Origin of the sequence: Streptomyces sp. NPDC048191, assembly GCF_040652655.1 — a bacterium.
Classification (GTDB): Bacteria; Actinomycetota; Actinomycetes; order Streptomycetales; family Streptomycetaceae; genus Streptomyces.
In genome coordinates this window covers 72,746-88,273 of sequence record NZ_JBEZMO010000021.1, presented here as the reverse complement: position 1 = coordinate 88,273, position 15,528 = coordinate 72,746, and the positions used below count along the sequence as shown (strand labels likewise).

11 protein-coding genes are annotated in these 15,528 nt (G+C 71.9%); 6 read left to right on the top strand and 5 right to left on the bottom strand.

Annotated elements, in window-relative coordinates; translation table 11 throughout:
• Positions 1-83 precede the first annotated feature (83 nt).
• From AB0D93_RS29055 to AB0D93_RS29040, 4 genes are all read right to left on the bottom strand, one after another.
• Positions 84-923 carry a carbohydrate ABC transporter permease gene (locus tag AB0D93_RS29055; protein ID WP_362125280.1) on the bottom strand — a complete coding sequence of 280 codons (840 nt, stop codon included), beginning with the start codon at positions 921-923 and terminating at the stop codon, positions 84-86.
• Positions 920-2,200 carry a sugar ABC transporter permease gene (locus AB0D93_RS29050; protein WP_362125277.1) on the bottom strand — a complete coding sequence of 427 codons (1,281 nt, stop codon included), beginning with the start codon at positions 2,198-2,200 and terminating at the stop codon, positions 920-922. The genes AB0D93_RS29055 and AB0D93_RS29050 overlap by 4 nt, the downstream gene beginning before the upstream one ends.
• A gap of 73 nt (positions 2,201-2,273) precedes the next feature.
• Positions 2,274-3,659, bottom strand: a complete 1,386-nt coding sequence (locus AB0D93_RS29045; RefSeq protein WP_362125274.1) for an ABC transporter substrate-binding protein — start codon at positions 3,657-3,659, stop codon at positions 2,274-2,276.
• Positions 3,660-3,824: 165 nt separating this feature from the next.
• Positions 3,825-7,613: an FHA domain-containing protein gene (locus AB0D93_RS29040; RefSeq protein ID WP_362125271.1), complete on the bottom strand. Its 3,789-nt coding sequence runs from the start codon at positions 7,611-7,613 to the stop codon at positions 3,825-3,827.
• Positions 7,614-7,950: 337 nt separating this feature from the next.
• Here AB0D93_RS29040 and AB0D93_RS29035 point away from each other — a divergent pair, with 337 nt between their 5' ends.
• The 4 genes from AB0D93_RS29035 to AB0D93_RS29020 all read left to right on the top strand — a co-directional run bounded on the left by AB0D93_RS29035 (position 7,951) and on the right by AB0D93_RS29020 (position 13,353).
• Positions 7,951-9,615, top strand: a complete 1,665-nt coding sequence (locus tag AB0D93_RS29035; protein ID WP_362125266.1) for a protein kinase — start codon at positions 7,951-7,953, stop codon at positions 9,613-9,615.
• Positions 9,616-9,749: 134 nt separating this feature from the next.
• Complete coding sequence (locus tag AB0D93_RS29030; RefSeq protein WP_362125263.1) at positions 9,750-10,979, top strand: serine/threonine-protein kinase; 1,230 nt, start codon at positions 9,750-9,752, stop codon at positions 10,977-10,979.
• 73 nt (positions 10,980-11,052) lie between these two features.
• The gene (prfB, locus tag AB0D93_RS29025) at positions 11,053-12,159 is read left to right on the top strand and encodes a peptide chain release factor 2 (RefSeq protein WP_362125260.1); all 1,107 of its coding nucleotides are present in this window, start codon (positions 11,053-11,055) and stop codon (positions 12,157-12,159) included.
• Between the two features lie 297 nt (positions 12,160-12,456).
• Entirely contained in the window at positions 12,457-13,353 is an 897-nt protein-coding gene (locus tag AB0D93_RS29020; RefSeq protein WP_362125257.1) for a hypothetical protein, read from the top strand.
• Between the two features lie 93 nt (positions 13,354-13,446).
• On the opposite strand, the gene AB0D93_RS29015 is transcribed toward AB0D93_RS29020, so the two are convergent.
• A complete protein-coding gene (locus AB0D93_RS29015; protein WP_360160477.1) occupies positions 13,447-13,638 on the bottom strand; it encodes a hypothetical protein in 192 nt (63 codons plus the stop codon).
• Positions 13,639-13,874: 236 nt separating this feature from the next.
• On the opposite strand from AB0D93_RS29015, the gene ftsE reads away from it, so the two are divergent.
• Both ftsE and ftsX read left to right on the top strand, forming a co-directional pair.
• A complete protein-coding gene (ftsE, locus tag AB0D93_RS29010; RefSeq protein WP_023550110.1) occupies positions 13,875-14,564 on the top strand; it encodes a cell division ATP-binding protein FtsE in 690 nt (229 codons plus the stop codon).
• A gap of 34 nt (positions 14,565-14,598) precedes the next feature.
• The gene (ftsX, locus tag AB0D93_RS29005; RefSeq protein ID WP_362125252.1) at positions 14,599-15,516 is read left to right on the top strand and encodes a permease-like cell division protein FtsX; all 918 of its coding nucleotides are present in this window, start codon (positions 14,599-14,601) and stop codon (positions 15,514-15,516) included.
• Positions 15,517-15,528 lie beyond the last annotated feature (12 nt).

The following is a 15,528-nucleotide window of genomic DNA, read 5'->3' as shown; positions in this document are numbered from 1 at the left end:
TGCGTCATGTGGGGGACGGCCGGTGACCGGCGAGGGGCGGGCCCCTTACGGCCCGCCCCGGGGAAAACTGCCGGTGAACGTCGTTACTTGACCGCGCCCGCCATCACGCCGGACACGAACTGACGCTGGAACGCGAAGAACACGGCCAGCGGGATGACCATGGAGATGAACGCGCCGGGCGCCAGCACGTCGATGTTGTTGCCGAACTGCCGTACCTGCGTCTGCAGCGCGACCGTGATCGGCTGGCTGCCCGAATCGGTGAACACCAGGGCGACCAGCATGTCGTTCCACACCCACAGGAACTGGAAGATGCCGAGGCTCGCGATCGCCGGCCCGCCGAGCGGCATCACCACCCGTGCGAACAGGCGCAGTTCACCGGCGCCGTCCAGGCGGGCCGCCTCCAGCAGCTCACGCGGGATCTCCGCGAAGAAGTTGCGCAGCAGGAACACCGCGAACGGCAGACCGAACCCGGTGTGGAAAAGGACCACGCCGAGGATGGACCCGAACAGGCCGATCTTGCCGAAGAGTTCGGCGATCGGGATCAGCGCCACCTGCACGGGGACGACCAGCAGGCTGACCACGATCAGGAAGCACCAGTCCCGGCCGGGGAACTCCATCCACGCGAACGCGTAACCGGCGAGCGCGCCGATGACGACCACCAGGATCGTCGCCGGGACCGTGATCAGGACGGTGTTCCAGAGGGAGTGGGTGATGTCGCCGTTCTCCAGCAGCTTGCGGTAGCTGTCGAAGGTCAGCTGGGACGGCTTGCCGAACACCTTCCACCAGCCGCTCGCGCTCATGTCCTCGGGGGCGCGCAGCGAGGAGATGAGCAGACCGATGGTCGGCACCAGCCAGAACAGGCCGACGACGATCAGGAAGACCCGCACCAGACCGCCGTTGATCCTCTCCAGCAGCCAGGTCATCGCCGCACCTCCCGCCTCAGCCGGCGCACGTTGAACAGCATCACGGGGATCACGAGCACCAGCAGCAGCACCGCGATCGCGCTCGCGACGCCCGGCTGGTTCTCGGCGAAGCCCTTGCGGTACAGCTCCAGGGCGAGCACGTTCGCGTCGTCCTGGGAGGAGCCGGGGGCGATGATGTAGACGAGGTCGAACACCTTCAGCACGTTGATCATCAGCGTGACGGTGACCACCGCGAGGACCGGCGCGAGCAGCGGCACGGTGACCTTGCGGAACACCTGCCACTCGGTGGCGCCGTCCACCCGCGCGGCCTCCAGCAGCTCCCGGGGCACGCCCGCGAGCCCGGCCGCGATCAGCACCATCGCGAAGCCCGCCCACATCCATACGTACGCCCCGATGACCGCCGGGGTGACCAGCGCCGGGCCGAGCCACTCGACACCGTTGTACGGCTCCCGGAAGTTGCTCGCGGGCAGCCGCAGCCGGGCCCCGTCGGCGGACGCGGGCAGCGTGAAGGTGCCGTCGCCGGCCGCCTTCGTCGAGGCCACCACCTTGCCGTCCTTCACCGCCTCGATCCGCATCCCGGCATAGCCCAGCTCGGACGGGTCGGGCACGCCGAGCCGTCCGACGCCCTTGCCGCGCGTGAAGTCCTGCCAGGTGGTGCCGGTGATCCTCCCCGGCTCCGGCCTGGCGGCCACGGCCCTCCGCACGCCGTCGGGCATCTGGTCCGGGGCGACACCGACCAGGGGCAGGGCGACCGACTGACCGGCGTGGACCGTGGCCTTGGTGACGAAGCCGCCGTTCTGCGCGACGAGCGGCGACCGGCGGCCCGGGTGGGCCTTCGGGAACGCCGACGACTGGGCGAACGTGTCGTGGACGCCCACCCACACCGCGTTCGCCACGCCCTTGTGCGGGTCCTGGTCGTACACCAGCCGGAAGATGATCCCGGCCGCCAGCATCGAGATCGCCATCGGCATGAAGACGACCAGCTTGAACGCCGTTCCCCAGCGCACCCGTTCGGTCAGGACCGCGAAGATCAGTCCGAGCGCGGTGGACACCGTGGGCGCGAACACCACCCAGATGACGTTGTTCTTCAGCGCGGTGCGGATGCCGTCGTCGGTGAAGAGCGTCTGGTAGTTGTCGGCGCCGGCGAAGCCGTCACCGGAGGAGTTGTAGAAGCTGCGGACGACCGAGTACCCGATCGGGTAGACCACGAGCGCGCCGAGCAGCACCAGGGCGGGCAGCAGGAACAGCGCTGCCACGGTCTTGCGGGTGCCGGTCACGCTCTTGCGACTGCGGGGCGCGGCGGGGCCCGGTGGGGCCCCGGCCGCCGTTGCCGCCGACGCCATCGCCGGATCAGCTCCCGCTTCCGTACGCGGCCGCCGCGTCCTTCTCCAGCTTCGCCTGCGTGCCCGCCACGTCCGTGGGGTTCTTCAGGAAGTCCTGCAGGTCCTTCCACTCGCCCTTGCCCGGGGTGCCGCCGAAGGCCTGCGGCGCCTGGTCGGACATGTCGAAGCGGAAGTCGTCGCCGGACGCGATCAGTGCCTTGGCGATCTTCTGCTGCACCGCGTTCGGGTACGCCGGGACCGGCACGTTCTTGTTCGGCGACAGATAGCCGCCGAGCTTGGCCTGGATCGTCGCCGCGTCCGGGGAGGCGAGGAAGGTGACCAGGGCCTGGGCGGCCTTGGAGTCCTTCAGGATCACCGCCGCGTCACCGCCGGAGACCACCGGCGTGGTGGAGCCGACGGCCGGGAACGGGAACACCTTCGCGTCCGTGCCCACCTTCGCCTTGGTCTCACCGATGTTGACCTGCACGAAGTCGGCCTCGTAGACCATCGCGGACTTCGGCTGGTCGCCGCCGGTGAAGGTCTGGGTGACCGAGGCCGGGAACTCCGTCTGCAGGGCGCCGTCCTGGCCGCCCGCGAGATAGTCCTTCTTGCCCCAGATCTGTGCGAGCGTCGTCAGCGCCTGCTTGACCGAGGGATCCGTCCACTTGATCTTGTGCTGGGCGAGCTCGTCGTACTTCTGCGGCCCCGCCTGGGACAGATAGACGTTCTCGAACCAGTCCGTCAGCGTCCAGCCGTCCGCGCCGGCCACCGAGAACGGCGTGACACCGGAGTCGAACACCGCCTGCGCGGCGGCCAGCAGGTCCTTCCAGGTCTTCGGTTCCTTGGCGTTCGCGTTCTGGAAGACCTTGGCGTTGTACCAGATCAGCGACTTGTTGGCGGCCTTGTAGTACATGCCGTACTGCTTGCCGCCGACCTTGCCGATGTCCTGCCAGCCCTGGGAGTAGTTCTTCCGCAGCTCCTTCAGGGCGTCCGGCCCGAGCGGCTTGGCCCAGCCCCGCTGCACGGCCTGCCTGATGGCGCCGGGCTGCGGCAGCATCGCCACGTCCGGCGGCTGACCACCCGCGATCTTCGAACCGACGAAGTTGATGATCGGGTCCTGCGCGGGTACGAAGGTGACCTTCGCGCCGGTGCGCCTCTCGAACTCGGCGAGGACCTGCTTGAAGTTCTTCTGCTCCTGACCGGTCCAGACGGCGGCGATCTCCAGGTTCGCGCCGTTCAGCTTCGGCAGGCTGACGGTGGAGCCGGTGGGGGCGGCGCCGCCGCTCTCGCCCCCGCTGCCCTTCTTGCCGTTGTCGCTGCTGGAGCAGGCGGTGAGCGCGAGCGCTCCCGCGAGCAGTGCGGCGAGTGTGGTGACGGCCCTGTGTGTCCGGATGGTGCTGCTCATGTTGCGCATCACTTCCCCGTTCGTCGTTCTTGGTGAACGTCGGCGAGCGTGTCCCGTGCGGTCCGGTCTACGCGGGCCGCACGGGGTGGGCAAGAGCGCCTGCGGTGTCGAGCGGCTCATCGTGACCGGCTCGTGACCAGGTGTGCATGCCTCTTTCTCGCGGGGATTTTCCGGCTACAGCAGGGACGGCACCTCAGCGGCCGAGACCTCTCGTGCCGCGCGCTCCACCGCGCTCGCCAACAGAGCGAGGTCGGTGGGGCCGTTGCCCAGCTCCCGCACGGGACGACGGGCCGGGGGATCGCCCATGCGCTGCCAGTCCAGCGGGACCACCGTCGGCCGCTGGGTCGCCGTACGCGGGATACGGCCCGTCACCCGGCCGCCCTGGAAGCCCACGACCCGCCCGTCCGCGAACGCCACCGTGCCGCGGCCCGGAGCCGGTTCGTCCGGCCCCTGCTGGGGGGCGTCCAGGGCGATCCGCAGGGTCGCCCTGCGCGCGGGCTCCGTCTCCGCCGTACGCCCGCCGACCCCGGCCGCCGCCACCAGATGCACCCCGAGGCGCTCGCCTTCCCGGGCCACCGCCTCCAGCGCGCGCATCACCGACCCGGCGGCGGGCCGGCCCGGCGAGCCGAGCGGGGGCGAGACCAGCGCGTCCAGGTCGTCGACGACGACCACGAGCCGCGGCAACGGCGGTGCCGCCTCCGCCCGTTGCCGGGCCGCCGCGCCCGGCCGGAGCCGGAGGGTGGAGCTGGGCGGCGTCTCTATGTCCCCGTTCGCGGCCGTGCGCTGCGTCACGATCCGGCCCGACACCTCACGCCCCGTGTGCCACTGGGCGAAGTCCGTGCGGCCCAGCAGCTCCGACCGCCGCTTCAGCTCGGCGGACAGCGACTGGGCGAACTCCCGCATGCGCACGGGGTCGTTGGCGATCAGATGAGTGGTCACATGCGGTATCTCGGTGCACGCCCGCAGGCCCTCGCCGTGTGCCGTGCCGGTCCCGGTGCCGTCCCGGCCGTCCATCAGCACGACGCCCAGCCGGTCCGGTCGCTCGGCGGCGGCCAGCGAGGCCACCACGGCCCGCAGCAACTCCGTACGACCGCTGCCGGCCGGCCCCTCGACCAGCAGATGCGGCCCGTCGGCCACCAGGTCGGCGGTGAGCGGCCCACGCGGACCGGCACCGAGCACCGCCCGCGCCCGGCCGCCCAGCGCCCGGGTGTCGTCCGCCGCGTCCGCCCAGCGCGCCATCAGCGACGCCGGGGTGGCCCGGGCCAGCCCCAGCTCGTCCAGCAGCCGCGCCGACTGCGGCAACGGCGCCGCCACGCGGGTGTCCCGCCCGCCGGCCGGGCCGTCCGGACGCAGCGGCGCCAGCGCCCGCGCGAACCGCTCCGCCCAGGCGACGGAGACGGCGTCCACGGCGGCGAGCGTCCCCTGGCCGACGGGACCGCTCGGCGCCACCCGCAGCAGATGCAGTGCCGTCGCGACGTCACCGCCGAGCAGCGCCACGGCACCGCAGTGCCGGAACGTCGGTGTCACCGCACACGCGGCCTCGTACGTCAGCGTCACGGGGGAGGCGGGGGAGGCGGGCTCGGTCTCGGCGAGGCAGATCACGTGGATCCCGGCCCGCGGTCCGGCCACGGCCAGCCGCGCCACGGCCTCCCGCAGGGCGCTGCCACCGGGATCCCCGTCCACGACGACGACGGTGTACGGCCCGGGGAACCCCCCGGTACCGCCGGCGTCGTCGCCCTCCCTGGCCCAGGAGGGGCGGTGCGCGGGGCCGGAGGAAGCGCCGGTGGGGGCGCCCGACGGGGGGTGGGCGCGCAGGGCGTACCCGCCGTCGGAGGAGGGGACGGCCTGGGCGGGGCCGCCGGAGGCGGTTTCGGTGGTGGCGGTTTCGGTGGTGGCGGGGTGGCCGGCGACGACTCCCCGGGCCGGGGCACTGCCGGCGGGGTGCGGGGAGGTGCGGCCGGGGGAGAGGTGCTGGGCGCGCGGGCCGGGGGCGTCGGCGACGGGGGTGGCGGCACCGGGACGGCCGGGCACGAGTCCCTGGGCCGGGGTGTCCGGCAGGCCGGAGGTGCCGCGGTCGCCGGTGGCCGGGGCCTGCGCGGGGGCGCCGAACGCCTCGGGGGAGGGGCCCTGGGCGGGCGCACCCGGGGGGAACGTCCGGCCTGCGGCACCCGCGCCGGGGCCGGGTGCGGGGCACACCTGGCCCTCGGCAGCCGTGGGGGAGACGTGTGCGGGGGCGTCCGGCGCGGTGCCGGGTGCCGGGACGCGGGCGGAGACGGACGCGGGACGGGCCGCGCTTCTGCCGGTCGCCGCGTGGTCCTCCACCCGGCGCAGCAGTTCCTCCGTGCGGGCCGCCGCCTGCTCACGGTCGTAGGCCAGCAGCAGCCGGCAATCCTGGCCGTGGCCCGGCCGGACATGCGGGAGCCAGCCCAGCCACGACCACTCGGCCGTGCGCTCCGCCACCGGACGGGAGCGGTCGGCGCTGATCAGGACGATCTCCAGCAGGTCGGGGGAGTGCAGCGCCGCCAGCTGGGCCAGCACCGCACGGGCCAGTCCGGACAGCCGGGGCCGCGGACCGGCCAGGCCCAGCGCGCCCGCCTCGCGCAGTGCCGCCGTGACGGGCACCGCGGGCAGCAGGCCGGAGCCGTCCGGCGTGCTCCGGTCGGCCGTGCCCAGCCGCACGGTCAGCGCCTCCGTATGACGCGTCCCGCGCTCCCACAGCCGGGGCCCTGGCCCGAGCGCCGTCAGCAACAGGGCGGCGGGGTCAGGCCAGGTCTCGGGCTGCTGCGGGGCGACGGCCACCGGGCCGGCGTCGGTGCGGGCGGTGGTGCTCCCGTGGGCCTCCGGGCCCGGGGGCTGTTCGGCGCGTGCGCCGGCCAGCCGGCGCGCCCACGCGCCGAGGCCGCGCCGGCGTGCGCCCTGAGGGGCGTCGATGCCTCTGCCGGGGGTTGCTCCACGGCCGTCGTCGAGCGGCTCCTCGTCCCTTCCTCCGATGCCGAGGCGCCCCGCGTGCGTGTCCCCGCCGGCCGCGGCGCCGGGCGCGCTCTCGATCCGGGGCGCCCCGGCCTGCCCCGGCACGACGGCGGACTCCGCCCGGCGGTGCTCCTGCCCTCCGCTGCCGGACGTCCCCCAGCCACCGGAGTCGTAGCCGTGCTGCCCGGCCGCGGGGGCAGCCCCCGCACCGGCGGCCCCGTCCCCCGGATGACCGCCCGCAGTCGCCGACGGTGACTCCCGCACGGGTGGTGCGACCGGGAACCCGGATCCGGAACCCGCCCCGGACGCATCCGCACGCGAAGCAGCGTCCCCGACGACCCGCACACACCCCTCACCGTCGGAGACGGTGCGTACGCGCGCCCCCGGTCCCCCGGACGGCGTAACCCGCAGGGCCGATTCCCCGATCCGCAGCAGGCTCCCGGCGGGGAACCGCACCAGGCGCTCGCCCAACCGCGTCCCGTCCAGCGTGGTCCCGTTGGTGGAACCGAGGTCGGCGACCGAGATGCGGCCGTCCGTACCGACGGTGACCTCGCAGTGCAGCCGGGAGACGTCGGGGTCGTCCAGCGGTACGTCGGCGTCGGCCGAGCGGCCCACGGTGATGCGGCCGCCGTGCAGCAGATGGACCCCGCCCGCGTCGGGGCCGGCGACGACGTGCAGCTGGGTCGGCGCGTCGTCCAGCTCGGGATGCGGCTCGGCGGCCGCCGGGGCGCCCAGGGACAGCACGGCACCGTCGACCAGCGGGGGCTCGCCGAGGGTGCAGCGGCGCGGGTCGAGGCGCTCGGCGCCGGCGTAGAGCACGACGGGGGAGCCGGAGACGTCACGGCCCTCACCGGCCACCGCCGCGGCCAGCGCCGACGTGACCGCGGCCAGATCCGTGCCGGTGGGCGCCGTGACCAGCACGTCGCGGCTCGCGGGGCGGCCCCGCTGCGGGACCGGGCCCAGCGGGTCTACGACGGTCAGCCGGATCTGCATCCCCACCCCACACGAGCACGTCAGCCAGTACTGAAAGGCATCCTCGCACCTGCCACTGACAACGCGCCCGGCACCCGGTGACAAGTGATCTTGATTGGTCGGCTCTGCCCCCAAAAGTGCCTGACCAGTGCCGCGCAAACGATCATTTGAGATCGGTCACGTCCGCCCTGCGGCAACCGGTGGACCGACATGAGCGTCTTTCCGTCGAACACATCGAACATGCTCGGGAACGCTTACGTAGTGCCCTCGGGGGCGGCACTACAGTGGGTCGGAACAACCGGAACGATTACCGGAATGCAGGCAAGCAAGCATCAGCAAGCAGCAGGGAGCGCGTGACGTGCGGCCAGTCGGCAGCAAGTACCTGCTTGAGGAGCCGCTCGGACGCGGCGCCACAGGCACCGTCTGGCGTGCCCGCCAGCGCGAGACGGCGGGTGCCGAGGCGGCGGTGCCCGGGCAGCCCGGCGAGACGGTCGCCATCAAGGTCCTCAAGGAGGAGCTGGCGAGCGACCCGGACATCGTGATGCGCTTCCTGCGCGAGCGCTCCGTCCTGCTCCGGCTCACCCACCCGAACATCGTCCGGGTCCGCGACCTGGTCGTCGAGGGCGACCTGCTGGCGCTGGTCATGGACCTCGTCGACGGCCCCGACCTGCACCGCTACCTGCGCGAGAACGGTTCCCTGACGCCGGTGGCCGCCGCGCTGTTGACGGCACAGATCGCCGACGCGCTCGCCGCGAGCCACGCCGACGGCGTCGTCCACCGCGACCTGAAGCCCGCCAACGTGCTGCTGCAGCAGCACGACGGGCAGATGCACCCGATGCTGACCGACTTCGGCATCGCCCGCCTCGCTGACTCCCCGGGCCTGACCCGCACCCAGGAGTTCGTCGGCACGCCCGCGTACGTGGCACCGGAGTCCGCCGAGGGCCGCCCGCAGACCTCGGCGGTCGACATCTACGGCGCCGGCATCCTGCTGTACGAGCTGGTCACCGGCCGCCCGCCGTTCGCCGGCAGCACCGCCCTGGAGGTGCTGCACCAGCACCTGAGCGCCGAGCCGCGCCGCCCCTCCACCGTCCCGGACCCGCTGTGGACGGTCATAGAGCGCTGCCTGCGCAAGAACCCCGACGAGCGGCCGAGCGCCGAGAACCTGGCGCGGGGCCTCAGGGTCGTCGCCGAGGGCGTCGGCGTGCACGCGAACGCCGCGCAGATCGCCGCCGCCGAGGGCGTGGGCGCGCTGCTCGCCCCCGACCCGGCCCCGACGGCCGTCCCGGGCGTGCCCGGTGCCGCCGACCCCACCCAGGTGCTGCCGAACACCGGGCCCCAGGGCGCGTACGACCCGAACGCCGCGACCAGTGTGCTGCCGCACACCGGCGGCCCCGTCGGCGCGGCCGACCCCACCGCCGTACTGCCGAACACGGGTACGGCGGACCCCACGGCGGTGCTGCCGAACACGGGCCCGCAGGGGCAGCAGCCCGAGCAGCCGCACCCCTGGCAGACCCAGCTGCGCGCCGCCCGCGACCGCAACGAGCAGACCCAGGTCCAGTACCTGTCCCCGGAGGACGACCCGCTGCGCCACCGGCCCCAGCGACAGGTCGCCCGTCCCCAGCAGCAGCCGCGGCAGGCCCCGCAGGGGCGCCCCCAGCAGCCGCAGCCGCGCGGCCGGCAGCAGGGGTACCAGCAGGGGTACGGCTATGCGCCGCAGCAGCAGCCCCAGCAGTACGCCCCGCCGCAGCGGTACGCGCCGGAGCCGCAGCGGCCCGCGCGCGAGCCCCGCGCGCCGCGGCAGCGCAGTGCCAACCCGATGAAGATCCCGGGACTCGGCTGCCTGAAGGGCTGTCTGTTCACGATCGTCATCCTGGTCGTGGCGAGCTGGCTGATCTATGAGCTGACCCCGGTGCACACCTGGATCGGCCAGGGCCGCGGCTACTGGCACGAGGTGAGCCACTGGACCCATCAGGTCGGCAGGTGGATCAAGGACCTGGGCGGTTCCTCCGGCGGCGGCAACTGAACGGGCGAACTCGCGGTAACCCCCTGCGAGTTTGCGGATTTGTCGACATCTGGCGGGTGATTTCCGTCTCCGCGGTGAAGGTTGGCTCGTCAGGCGCGTAGTTTTAGCGACAACACGCGTCTGTAGGAGCAGTCTTGGCACGGAAGATCGGCAGCCGGTACACCGCGAACCAGATCCTGGGGCGGGGCAGCGCCGGCACGGTGTGGCTGGGCGAGGGGCCGGAGGGTCCCGTCGCCGTCAAGCTGCTGCGCGAGGACCTCGCCTCCGACCAGGAGCTCGTCGGACGCTTCGTCCAGGAGCGCACCGCCCTGCTCGGCCTGGAGCATCCGCACATCGTCACCGTGCGCGACCTGGTGGTCGACGGCAACGACCTGGCCCTGGTCATGGACCTCGTGCGCGGTACCGACCTGCGCACCCGCCTGGAGCGCGAGCGGCGGCTCGCCCCCGAGGCGGCCGTGGCGATCGTCGCCGACATCGCCGACGCGCTGGCGGCGGCCCACGCGGCCGGCGTCGTCCACCGGGACGTCAAGCCCGAGAACGTCCTCCTCGACATGCAGGGCCCGCTGGGCCCCGGCGGAGCCCACCCGGCCCTGCTCACCGACTTCGGCGTCGCCAAGCTGATCGACTCGCCGAAGCGGACGCGGGCCACGAAGATCATCGGCACGCCGGACTACCTGGCCCCCGAGATCGTCGAGGGCCTGCCGCCGCGCGCGTCCGTGGACATCTACGCCCTGGCCACCGTCCTGTACGAGCTGCTGGCGGGCTTCACCCCGTTCGGCGGGGGCCACCCGGGCGCGGTCCTCCGCCGCCACGTCACCGAGACCGTCGTACCCCTGCCCGGTATCCCGGAGGAACTGTGGCAGCTGCTCGTGCAGTGCCTGGCCAAGGCTCCCGCCTCCCGGCTGCGCGCCTCGGAGCTGGCCGCGCGGCTGCGGGAGCAGCTGCCGGTGCTGGCCGGGATACCGCCGCTGGACGTGGACGAGCCGGACCTCTTGGAGCAGGCGGCCCAGGACGAGCCGGCGCCGGCGGTGCCACCGGGTGGTGAGCCGGTACGGCGGCGGGGCGCGGTGTCGCTGGTGCCGGGCGCCAAGCCGGACTCCAACCGGGACACGCACACGTCGATGAGGGTGCCGGGCCCGGACGAGCTCGCGGGAGGCGCGCACGGGACCGCTCGCGCCCCCCGGGCCGCCGGTGCGCCCCGGCCGGGGTCGGCGAAGCACCGGGCGGCGGTGCGGCGGCGCAGGGTGACGCTGGGAGTGGCCGGAGTGGTGCTGGCGGCCGTCGTGGGCGTCGGCGCGTGGCTCGCCTCTTCGGGCGGGGACGACCCGCCGGCCCGGGACACCCACAGCACGTCGGCCCCCTGACCCACCCGGGGCCGACCGCGGCGCCGGGAGACGCACGGGCCAGGTCGCTTGCAACAGCCGTTACGCTGGAACCGTGGCAGTCGTCGATGTATCCGAAGAGCTGAAGTCCCTCTCCTCGACCATGGAGTCGATCGAGGCCGTCCTGGACCTCGACAGGATGAGGGCAGACATCGCCGTGCTCGAGGAGCAGGCGGCCGCGCCGTCCCTCTGGGACAACCCGGACGAGGCGCAGAAGATCACCAGCAAGCTCTCCCACCTCCAGGCCGAGGTCAGGAAGGCGGAGGCGCTGCGGGGCCGGATCGACGACCTCGCCGTCCTCTTCGAGATGGCCGAGGAGGAGGACGACCCGGACACCCGGGCCGAGGCCGAGTCCGAGCTGGCCGCGGTGCGCAAGTCGCTGGACGAGATGGAGGTCCGCACCCTCCTGTCCGGCGAGTACGACTCGCGTGAGGCGCTGGTCAACATCCGCGCCGAGGCCGGTGGCGTCGACGCCGCCGACTTCGCCGAGAAGCTCCAGCGCATGTACCTGCGCTGGGCCGAGCAGCGCGGCTACAAGACGGAGCTGATCGAGACGTCGTACGCCGAAGAGGCCGGCATCAAGTCGACCACCTTCTCGGTCCAGGCGCCGTACGCCTACGGCACCCTGTCCGTCGAGCAGGGCACGCACCGCCTCGTGCGCATCTCGCCCTTCGACAACCAGGGCCGCCGCCAGACCTCCTTCGCGGGTGTGGAGGTGCTTCCCGTCGTCGAGCAGTCCGACCACGTCGAGATCGACGAGTCCGACCTGCGCATCGACGTCTACCGGTCCTCCGGTCCCGGTGGTCAGGGCGTGAACACCACCGACTCGGCGGTGCGCATCACGCACCTGCCCACCGGCATCGTCGTCTCCTGCCAGAACGAGCGGTCGCAGATCCAGAACAAGGCGACCGCCATGAACGTCCTCCAGGCCAAGCTGCTGGAGCGGCGCCGGCAGGAGGAGCAGGCCAAGATGGACGCCCTCAAGGGCGACGGCGGCAACTCCTGGGGCAACCAGATGCGTTCGTACGTCCTGCACCCGTACCAGATGGTCAAGGACCTGCGCACCGAGTACGAGGTCGGCAACCCCGAGGCCGTGTTCAACGGTGAGATCGAGGGATTCCTGGAGGCCGGCATTCGCTGGCGCAAGCAGCAGGAGAAGTAATTTTGTCGACATGACAACTGCCGCCCGAGAGGCGGCAGTTGTCTTTTGTCTGGGTTTTACATCACACTCACAGGCTTCAACTCATCGCAAACGCCCCTTGAGGGGACATCGCGCCCGCAACGGCCTTGACGTTGCTTTGAAAAATCGGAAAGGTGAGGCGCGGCATGCGTACTTAAGGGGCGCATGTGAACCGGGGGAATGAGTTGACGCGGACTTCGTCACCGGCTGCCTCCCGTCGATCACGGCACGCCCCACGCGACGCCTCATTGACGAACAGCTACTGGGGGTAGCAACCATATGACGAAGAAGACGCGGATCCGGGTCGCGCGGATAGCCGCCGGCGCCGTGATCGCGGCCGGTGCGTCCTTGACCGCGGCCGGCGCGGCCTCCGCCCTGGACCTCGGTGTCGAGGCGGGCCCGATCAGCCTGGGTGTGCACACGAACGCTGGGAACGACGACGGCGGCACTGACGGCGGAGACGACGGCGGCTGCAACCTCGGCATCTGCACCGCAGGCGGTACCAACACCACGGGCGGCGACGCCACGGGCGGTACTGACACGACCGGTGGCGACGCCACGGGTGGTACCGACACGACCGGCGGCGACGCCACGGGCGGCACCGACACGACCGGCGGCGACGCCACGGGCGGCACCGACACGACTGGCGGTGACGTCACCATCGGCGGTGTCATCGGCGGCGGCGACACCACGACCGGCGGTGACAACGGCACCACCGGAGGCGACAACGGCACCGGCGGTGACAACGGCACCACCGGTGGCGACAACGGCACCACCGGTGGTGACAACGGCGGCGGCAACGGCAACGGTGGCGGCAACGGCACCACCGGTGGTGACAACGGCGGCGGCAACGGCAACGGTGGCGGCAACGGCACCACCGGCGGCGGCTCCGGCAACACGGGTGGCACCGGCACCTCCGGTGGCTCCGGCAGCACCGGCGGCAACAACGACACCCCGCAGGGCGGCAACAACAACACCTCGCAGGACCAGGGCTCCTCGACCCTCACCGACACGGGCTCCGACAGCAAGCCCCAGGGCGGTGACAAGCAGCTCGCCGAGACCGGTGCCGGTCAGACCGCGTTCCTGGTCATCGGTGCCGCGACGATGATCGCCGGCGGTATCGGCTTCCGCGTCCTGCCGCGTCTGGTGAACGGCCGGGGCGGCGCGGCCGCCTGAGCGTAGCCACACGGTCACGCAGCGCGCCCGAGGCGCACACGGAAGGGCCCGGAGCTCGACGCTCCGGGCCCTGACGGGTTTCTCGGGCTTTTCTTACGCGGTCTGGTGTGCCAGCAGCGCCAGCGCGGCGATGAGCACCGCCAGCAGCGCGATCAGCGCCATGGGGTTGACCCCGCCCAGAAAACCCTCTTGCTGCAGTCGCTCGCGGTTGGCACGGCACACCGGGCACCGGCCCTCGCTCACGGGCGCCGCGCAGTTCGCGCACACCAACCGGTCGTACGTCATGCGCTCGCCCTCCTCGCACCGGCCATCACTCGTACAACGCTCACGGGAACGAGAACGTTCCCCCTCCACTGTGCCAGGTTCGCGGAGCCCGTGCGCGGGGCCTTGGAGAGCCGGGCGGGCACAGGGGCCGGTACAAAAACGTACAAGCCTTACCCAACCTCGACCTGCGACTGCACTTGCACTCCCGGTTCGCGTATGGTCACGCTCATCTACCCCCGGCTACCCGTGGTGCATCCGTGATCCGATTCGACAACGTCTCCAAGGTCTACCCCAAGCAGACCCGCCCCGCACTCAGGGATGTCTCCCTGGAAGTGGAGAAGGGCGAGTTCGTGTTCCTCGTGGGGTCCTCCGGCTCCGGAAAGTCCACCTTCCTGCGGCTCATCCTCCGCGAGGAGCGGTGCAGCCACGGTCAGGTGCACGTGCTGGGCAAGGACCTCGCGCGCCTCTCCAACTGGAAGGTGCCGCAGATGCGCCGCCAGTTGGGGACGGTGTTCCAGGACTTCCGGCTCCTGCCGAACAAGACCGTCGCCGAGAACGTGGCCTTCGCCCAGGAGGTCATCGGCAAGTCCCGTGGCGAGATCCGCAAGTCCGTGCCGCAGGTGCTCGATCTCGTCGGGCTCGGCGGCAAGGAGGAGCGGATGCCCGGCGAGCTGTCCGGTGGTGAACAGCAGCGCGTCGCCATCGCGCGGGCCTTCGTCAACCGGCCCAAGCTGCTCATCGCCGACGAGCCCACCGGCAACCTCGACCCGCAGACCTCCGTCGGCATCATGAAGCTGCTCGACCGCATCAACCGGACGGGCACCACGGTCATCATGGCGACTCACGATCAGAACATCGTGGACCAGATGCGCAAGCGCGTCATCGAGCTGGAGAAGGGCCGCCTCGTCCGCGACCAGGCCCGCGGCGTCTACGGCTACCAGCACTAAGCAAGTTCACGACGGAAAGGCTCGACCAGACGCCATGCGCGCCCAGTTCGTCCTGTCGGAGATCGGTGTCGGTCTCCGCCGCAATCTGACGATGACCTTCGCCGTCATCGTCTCCGTCGCCCTGTCCCTGGCGCTGTTCGGCGGTTCGCTGCTGATGAGCGACCAGGTGAGCACCATGAAGGGCTATTGGTACGACAAGGTCAACGTCTCGATCTTCCTGTGCAACAAGCACGACGCCGACTCGGACGTCAAATGCGCCAAGGGCGCGGTGACCGAGGACCAGAAGAAACAGATCCTCTCGGACCTGCACAAGATGCCGGTCGTCGAGAAGGTGGCGTACGAGTCGCAGGACGAGGCGTACAAGCACTACAAGGAGCAGTTCGGCAACTCCCCGCTGGCCGGCTCGCTCACGCCGGACCAGATGCAGGAGTCGTACCGGATCAAACTGAAGGACCCGCAGAAGTACCAGGTGATCGCTTCGGCCTTCAACGGGCGCGCCGGTGTGCAGTCCGTGCAGGACCAGAAGGGCATCCTGGACAACCTCTTCACGCTGCTGAACCTGATGAACCGGGGCGCGCTCGGCGTGATGGCGCTGATGCTGATCGTCGCGCTGCTGCTGATCGTCAACACCGTGCGCGTCTCCGCGTTCAGCCGCCGGCGCGAGACCGGGATCATGCGCCTGGTCGGCGCCTCGGGCTTCTACATCCAGGCGCCGTTCATCGCCGAGGCCGCGGTCGCCGGACTCATCGGCGGCGGAGTCGCCTGCGTGGCCCTGGTGGTGGGGCGGTACTTCACCATCGACCACGGCATGGCCCTGTCCACGAAGCTCACGCTCATCAACTTCGTCGGCTGGGACGCGGTGTTGACCAAGCTGCCGCTGATCCTCGCCACGAGCGTGGTGATGCCGTCGCTGGCGGCGTTCTTCGCGTTGCGCAAGTACCTGAAGGTGTGACGCATCCCAAGA